Source organism: Acidovorax sp. SUPP1855, assembly GCF_030158955.1.
Classification (GTDB): domain Bacteria; phylum Pseudomonadota; class Gammaproteobacteria; order Burkholderiales; family Burkholderiaceae_C; genus Paracidovorax.
This window is the reverse complement of record NZ_BQXI01000066.1, coordinates 1-7,903: the sequence shown is the minus strand read 5'-3', so window position 1 is coordinate 7,903 and position 7,903 is coordinate 1. Positions and strand designations below refer to the sequence as shown.

5 protein-coding genes are annotated in these 7,903 nt (G+C 65.1%); 4 read left to right on the top strand and 1 reads right to left on the bottom strand.

Annotated elements, in window-relative coordinates; all coding sequences use genetic code 11:
* From AVMA1855_RS26190 to AVMA1855_RS26175, 4 genes are all read left to right on the top strand, one after another.
* A partial coding sequence (locus AVMA1855_RS26190) for a DUF2345 domain-containing protein (protein WP_284427960.1) occupies positions 1 to 941 on the top strand: 941 nt, incomplete at its 5' end.
* Between the two features lie 37 nt (positions 942 to 978).
* Positions 979 to 1,410: a DcrB-related protein gene (locus AVMA1855_RS26185; RefSeq protein WP_284427959.1), complete on the top strand. Its 432-nt coding sequence runs from the start codon at positions 979 to 981 to the stop codon at positions 1,408 to 1,410.
* Positions 1,411 to 1,475: 65 nt separating this feature from the next.
* A complete protein-coding gene (locus AVMA1855_RS26180; protein WP_284427958.1) occupies positions 1,476 to 6,365 on the top strand; it encodes an RHS repeat-associated core domain-containing protein in 4,890 nt (1,629 codons plus the stop codon).
* A complete protein-coding gene (locus tag AVMA1855_RS26175; RefSeq protein WP_284427957.1) occupies positions 6,366 to 6,791 on the top strand; it encodes a hypothetical protein in 426 nt (141 codons plus the stop codon). It begins immediately after the preceding gene.
* 7 nt (positions 6,792 to 6,798) lie between these two features.
* Here the strand turns inward: AVMA1855_RS26175 and AVMA1855_RS26170 are convergent, their stop codons facing one another.
* Positions 6,799 to 7,635: a Bug family tripartite tricarboxylate transporter substrate binding protein gene (locus AVMA1855_RS26170; protein ID WP_284427956.1), complete on the bottom strand. Its 837-nt coding sequence runs from the start codon at positions 7,633 to 7,635 to the stop codon at positions 6,799 to 6,801.
* Positions 7,636 to 7,903: the final 268 nt, after the last annotated feature.

The window sequence follows — 7,903 nt, the reverse complement described above, 5'->3', positions numbered from 1 at the left end:
GGTTCGAGCTGCGCACGGACCTGTGGGGGTCGATCCGGGCGGACAAGGGCCTGCTGATCACCACGTATCCGCAGGACTTCACCTCCAAGGTGGCGAGCAACAACCCGGATGGGTTCGATCAGCTGGGTGCGACGCTGGCCAACACCTCTTCACTCATGCAGGAGGCCGGGCAGGCCGTGTCGTCGGTGAACGCCACCATCGGCGCATTGGCCGATGCCAAGTCCTCGCAGATCGCCAGCATGGGGGCAGGCATTGCGGCCATGACCGGGGGCGCGGCGGGCGGCTTGACCTCGCTGGCCAAGATGGCAAGTTCCCGCTCGGGTGGCGATGGAGGAGGGGGCGCGGAAACGGCCATGCCCACCAACACCGACCCTGCCATGCCGGATGCGCGTGGCCTGATGGATTTGTCCAAGGACATCACCAAGCCGATCGTGTCCATCGTGAGCCCGGAAGGGCAAAGCATGATCAGCCCCAAGCCCATCGTCGTCAGTTCGGGCCAGAGCACGTCGGTGCATGCACAGCAGCACGTGACCATCTCCAGTGGCGCGCAACTCACGCAGTTGGCCAAGGCCGGCATGCTCACGCATGTGACTTCGGGCGGGCAAAGCAACATGGTTTCGGGCGGGGACGTGGCCTCCGTGGCCCAAACCGGCAACATGAACCTGGTGGCGGAGCAGAACATATCGCTGTCCTCCACTAGTCTGAACGCTAACGTGCTGGCCAAGGAAAACGTGGTGGTGAATGCGCAGAGCGACACGGTGTTCGTGAACGCGGGCAAGAACATCACGCAGGTGGCGGGAGAGAGCGTGACCTTGGTTTGCGGCGCGGCGTCCATCACCTTGAAGGCCGATGGCACGATCGTGCTCAATGGCGTGAAGGGCGTCTTCAACTTCCAGGACGACCTCGACCAGTTCGGGAAAAAGATCAACCTCAATTGCTGAGGCCCTCCGCCTGCGGTCTCATTTCATAAGAAAAAACATGCTTTATCACTTCCAAGAAGGCCGCATCACGGCACCACCCCATGTGACGGACCGCACCATGCACCTGTTGGCGCCCGAGCCCGGCTCCGGCGGCATGACCATCGCGATCTCGAAGGATCCGCTGGAGGCGGACGAAACGCCTCCGGAGTTCTTGAAGCGCCAGTTGAACGATCTTTCCCGGCAAGTGAGCAAATTCACCCGCAGCGAGATCGAGCCCGCATTTTTGGGGGCCGGTCAGAAAATCGGCGGCTCGAAGTTTTCAGTGAGCTACAAGCAGCAGGGCAAAACGGTTTACCACGTGCAGTCGCTGTTCCTGCTGCCGGACACGCGCCAGGTGCTGAGCCTGACGTTCTCGCTGCCTATCCCTTTCACCGATGAGCACCACAAGATGGTGAGCGATGTCTTGGGGAGTTTCGTCTTGCGTGAGTGACGACGGGGCGACGACCCGAACGCACGTGCCTGAAGGCACGGCTTGAAAAAAGATGGAGACAAAACATGGGTGGACTGGCGGCGGCGAGGCTGGGCGACGACATCGGGCACGTGTCGGTGTGGTCGAGGCTGGCGCGGGTGGGATTGCGGCTGGCGTCGGGGATGGTGGAGACCTTGCTGGTGGCAGGTGCGGTGGCACTATTGGCCGGGGTATCGGTGGCCACCATGGGCTGCGGGGCAATCCTGGCGTGCGGCCTGCTGGCCGGCTTCATCGGAGGGGCGACCGGCTGGAGCAGCTACAAGGAAAAGAAGATCCAGGAGATGACCGAAGACATCGGTGAGCTGGAGATCACGGGCAAGCTGGGCGCGCAGGGAGCGGGCACCGTTCTCATCGAGAAACGCCTGGCCATGCGGGCCGTCGCCGATTTCACCGCCTGCACCAAGCACTCCTCACCCAACCCCAATTTCATCGCCGAGGGCACCGACAGCGTCTTCATCGAGACTTTTCCCGCTGCGCGCAAGGGCGACAAGCTCATGTGCGCCGCGCAGATCGCCACCGGCGCGGACACCGTCTTTTTCGGCGGCAACAAGACCGCCTACCTCAACGTCGCCGACGACAAGCTGTGGTGGGAGACCGCGCTGGAAATCGGTGTCGGCCTGGCCATGGGGCGCGGCAACTTCCTGGGGCGGGTGGGGTGCCTGGCCATGGGCGCCGTCGTCGGCATGGCCGGCGAGTGGCTCGGGCGCGGGTTCCGGTCCCTGATCGGCTATCCCGTGCACCCCGCGACGGGCGGCAAGGTCTTGGACGGCAGTCGCGACACCGACTTCGTGCTCCCCGGGCCCTTGCCCATCGAATGGCGGCGCTTTTACAGCAACCACGACCACCGTGAGGACACCGTGCACGGCGAGGGCTGGAGCGTGCCCTACGACATCGAACTGCACGTGGTTCGCCCAGCGCCCGGCAGTGGACAGGCCGGGCGCCTCGTTTACGTCAATCCGCAGGGGCGACACATCGAGTTGCCCTGGGTCGAACCAGGCAACGCCCTCTTCAACACTGGAGAGGGCTTCATCGTCGGGTGCACCGCCGGGGGGCACTTCGAAGTCAGCGGCCTCGACCACATCCACGAGCAATTCGGCCCGGCACCCGAAGAGCCCGGCACCCATGTCCTCAAGCTCCTGCGCCTGCGCGACCGTTTCGGGCACTGGATCGCGTTGCGCTACGACAGCGCGCGGCGCCTGGCGGGCCTCACCGACCACCTGGGGCGGGTGCTGCGGCTGGACTACGCGGGCCACGCCCGCCAGGTACAGGCCATCCACCTCGTGCAGGCCGCTCCCGGCGAGCAGTTGGGCCTGCTGGCCAGCTACCGCTATGCGGCCGAGAGTCCACGCCAGGATCGCCAGGGCCCCGGTCATTCGCCAGAAGGTCCTGCGCCCGGCCAGCTCACCGAAGTGCTCGACCGCACGCGCAGCCTCACGCGGCGCTTCGCCTATGCCGAACGCCTCATGGTCCTGCAGGCCGATGCGGGCGGCTTTGAATGCCACTACGCCTGGGAGAGTGCCTTGCAGGCCAGCGGCCCCGAGCGCCAGGACGGCGCGATCGGCCCACAGGGCCAGCGCCTGCGTGACCGCCGCGTCGTGCGCCACTGGACCGATGACGGCGAAACCTACGACATCGCCTACACCCTCGGCGGCGAGGATGGCCCGGCGAAGGGAGGGGCGCAAGCCGGCGGAGGCGGGACCACCGCCACCGACCAGTTGGGCCGCTGCCAGCGCTGGCATTGGGACCGCCACCACAACATCACCCAATACCAGAACCCCCTAGGCCACACCTGGCAGTTGCGCTGGAGCGAGCGACGCGAACTGCTCGCCTGCACCCGGCCCAGCGGCGCCACCACCACCTTCCAGTACGACGAGAACGCCTTGCAGATCGGTGTCATCGACCCGCTGGGCCACCTGACGCGCACCCTGTGGGACAGCCGCTGGTTCTCGCCCCTGCGCGTGACAAGGCCCGACGGCGCCACCTGGCGCTGGGAATACGACGACCGGGGCCTGCCCACCACCGAAACCACGCCGGACGGCCGCACCACCGAGACCGCCTGGGACGCCAGCGGCCTGCCCGTGCAGATCACCGACGCGCGGGGCGGGCGCAGCACCCTCGTGTGGAACGAGCGCGCGCTGCTCATGCGCCACACCGACTGCTCCGGGCAAAGCACCCACTACGCCTACGACGGGCATGGGCAGTTGCAAAGTGTCACCGACGCGCTCGGGCAGGTCACCCGCAGCACCTTCGATGCGCGCGGGCGCCTCGTGTCCGTGGCCCTGCCCGACGGCAGCAGCCAGACCTTCGCGCACGACAGCGCCGGGCGCCTCGTGCAGCACACCGATGCACTCTCGCGCGCCACGCGCTATGGCTACAACGCGCGGGGCCAGCGCCTCTGGCGCGTGGACGCCGAAGGGCGGCAAAGTGGCGTGCGCTACGACGTGGCGCACCGCATGGCCGAGTTCACGACAGAAAACGGCGCCAGCTACCGCTTCGGCTACGACGCGGGCGACCGGCTCATCGAAGAAGTGCGCCTGGACGGCACGCGCATCGCGCTCGAATACGACCCCGACGGCCAGGTCAGCGCCATCACCCACCACGCGGGCGGCGGCGATGGCGTGTTCGGGGACATCGAAGCCCAGGCCGCCGAAGGCACCCTGGCGCAAGGACCCAAGGTGCAGAGCGCCATGCCCCCGCGGCGCACCGAACTCGTGCGCGACGCGCTCGGGCGTCTCACGGAAAAGCGCTGCCAGGGCCAGATCCTGCGCTACCGGCACGATGCCGCGGGGCGGGTGGTGGAGGCTGCTCGCCTGCGGGTTGTAGGAGAAGGAGAGGGCGAACATGGCCATCAGGAGCCCGCCCGGGAAGAACTGCTGCACACCGTGCGCTTCGAATACGACGCCGTGGGCCATCTGGTGGCCGAGCACGCCACGGATGCGGTCACCGGGCACACCCACCGCCTGCGCCACGCGCACGATGCGCTCGGGCACCGCACGCGCACCGAACTGCCTGCCGTCGCTCAGCCCGGCGGCCGGGTGCTGCAGCGCAGCCTGAACTACCTGCGCTACGGCTCGGGGCACCTGCACCGTATCGACCTGGGCCTGCGACAGTCGCTGGAGGCTGGAGGGGCCGCCGAACCAGCAAGGCAAGAAGGGGACGACCTGACCGTCTCGCCGGCGAGCGAGGCGCAACGGCTGATCGCCGATTTCGAGCGCGATGCGCTGCACCGCGAAGTGCACCGCAGCCAGGGTAGCCTGGGCACACGCTACCGACTCGATCCGCTGGGGCGGCGGGTTGGCAGCTGGACACGCTCGGATGCGGGCCTGCAGGCGGCAGGCTGGGAGCGCGAGTGGCATCAGCAGCAGGTGGAACTGGCCGAGCACGGTCCCAGCCATGCCACCGGACTGCTCAAACAATACCGCTACGACGCGGCGGGCGAGCTTCGCGACAGCGTGCACAGCCACAAGGGGCGCAGCAGCTTTCAGTATGACGGCACCGGGCGGGTGGTGCAGGCCGTGCGCCTGGGGCCGGGGGGCGGGCAGGGCGTGCCGAATGCATCGGGCGCATCGGGCGCCGAGCACACGCAGGAGCGCTTCGAATACGATCCCGCCGGCAACCTGATGGACTCACAGTCAAGTCATGGGGTGGGGCCGGGACCGGCGGGCACTGGTTCGCGCGGCTACCTGCGCGACAACCTCGTGCGCGTGTACGAGGACAAGCGCTACGTCTACGACGGCCTGGGCCGCCTGGTCCAGAAAAAGAGCGGGCGGCACACGCTGCAGCACTTCGAGTGGGATGCGGAGGACCAACTGGTGGCCGTGACCACGGTGCGCCGCCCAGGCACGGCCGAGGCAGCGCGACAGGTCACGCGCTACCGTTACGACGCGCTGGGGCGGCGGGTGGCGACCGAGGACGCGTTCGGGGTGACGGAGTTCGTGTGGGAGGGGATGCGGCTGATCGAGGAGCGCCGCGGGGCGCAGGTGACCAGCTATGTGTACGAGCCGGGCGGCTATGTGCCGCTGGCGCGCATCGATGCGCAAGGGGGCAGGGCCGTCGAAGGCGTTCAGACGGCTGTGCCAGCCACGGGGCGTGCCAGAGGACAGGCCGCGCCACGCGACGAGGCGCCGGACAGCGCGCAGATCTACTACTTCCATGCCGACCCCTCGGGCGTGCCGGAGGAATTGACCGACCCCGAGGGCCAGGTGCGCTGGCGCGCCAGCTATCGCACCTGGGGCGGGGCGCTCAAGGAGCAATGGGAGTCGGTGCGCATCGACGGCAGCGCCATCCCCGAGGCGCAGGCGCACGGACGGGGCGAGGCGATCGAGCAGAACCTGCGGCTGCAGGGCCAGTATTTGGACCGGGACACGGGGCTGCACTACAACACGTTCCGCTTCTACGACCCGGACATCGGGCGCTTCATCAGCGCCGACCCCATCGGCCTGGCAGGCGGCAGCCATCTGCATCTCTATGCGGACAATCCACTGCGGTGGATCGACCCCTGGGGCCTGGAAAAATACGTCATCATCGGAGAGGGGCAGGGCGCGGTAGAGGCTTATGCCAAGGCGATGAGAGAAAACCCCCGGCTGTCGGGACACGAGTTCAGAACGATCAAGAAGGACTGGTTTGGAATCATCCGTTCCAGTGGCGCTTCCACGGAAACCATGAGTTCCTACCAATGGGAGCGCAAGGCTGTGCAAGGCAATATCGACTGGATCAATGACCGCCACGCGGAGGGTTATAAATTCATCGATATCGGGGCCGATGGGGCAGAAAATCGAAGCTCTTTCTACCTTGCGGAGAAACAGGCTTTGACGGATCTTGGCGTCAAACCGGCGCGAGGAAATGCGGCGGCCATTGCTGCCGCGCGAGCAGCGGCGCCTGTGAGCGCTCGACCGAAATCCAAATTGGGATGCTGAATGGGTTCTTCTTTTTCCAACGAGTACATCGCCACCTGGATCCATGTGCCCATACCGCGGCATGGCGAAGAAAGTGCGCGCAATTTCTACGAGAAAGACCTCGGGTTCAAAAGAAGCTACAGCGAGTTTCGGGTGGCGGAAGATGGCTTGGTGCGTTTGCAACTCAAGTTCGTGGAGCACGTCGAGCAAATCAACGCGCTCCAGCCGTCATCGCTGTGCAGCATCTTTCTGAAGGGCGACTTTCTCTCACTGTGCGAGCGCTGGTTGCGCCAAGGCGTGTCCATCGAATTGCTGCAACTCGATCCAGGAGGCTTCACCGCGGTCGTTTTGGACCCCTTCCTCAATCGCCTTGAGTTTCGCGGCGATGAAGAGTCCAGCGATTTTTCGATCGACACGAGCCAATGGTCTTTTTTTCGTCGCGTGTAGCCGTTCGTCAGCCCATTCCTTCGGGTTTGATTTGAGCGCGCGCAATGACGGGTTTCCAGCGCGCCTGTTCTGATTTGATGAAAGCGTCGAACTCCGCACTGGTGTTTCCAACCGCCAAAGCCGTTTCCTGAGACAGCTTTTCCTTGACCAAAGGGCTTCGCGCTGCCTTGACAGCCTCGGTTTCCAGTTTGGCCAGATGGGCCTTGGGCCATTTGCTGGGGGCCATCAGCCCGTACCACTGCGTCATTTCAAAGCCTTTGAACCCCTGTTCAGCCACCGTGGGCACATCCGGCAATTGGGGAAGCCGTTGTGCAGTCCCCGTGGCAATGCAGCGCAATTTCCCGGCCTTGATGAAGGGCAGCAGGGCCGGTGCGCCCACGGCTGCGGCCTGCAGACGTCCGGCCATCAGGTCAGTGAGCATGGGGCCCGTTCCCCGGCTCGGCACTTTGGATACCAGCGTGATGGGCGCAAAGTCCCGGTTGGCGTCGTATGCCAGTTTCGGAAAGATGTAGGGGTTCACCGCCAACGTGCCGATGTGGCCCAGGATCAAAGTGTGCTCGTCGGTACTGTTGGCGACTTCCTGCATGGCGATGTTTCCTGCAGCGCCCGGCTTGTTGTCCACGAATACGTTCTGACCGATGGTCTTGGACATTTCTGCAGCGACCGCGCGGGCTACGATTTCGGAGCTGCCGCCGGGCGCAAATGGGACCACCAGTCGCAGTGGTTTCGTAGGCCAGGTGGATTGGGCACTCCCGATACGCCATGGCAGAAGCGAAACGGCTGCGGCAGAGCCCGAGAGGACGAGGCGACGGCGGCTGAGTACCGCCGGATGTGAAATGCGCATGGCTTGTCTCCATATCGTTGTGGTCAAGCAAACTGCGGATGGTGCAGATGCAGGGGCTTGCTCAGCTTAATGCAAGGCGGGCGTGGCATTGTGAGAGTCAAAGCAGATCACGCAAGCATCCGTGTTTTAGTGATTTTACATAATATACATCGTATCTAGTCAGTAGATATTAAAAAATGGGATCAATATCCCGACAGATAGATGAAGATAAAATCATTTGCGACCACCTCCGCGCTGAATCGCACGGTGTGGACTGTAGGTGCATCCA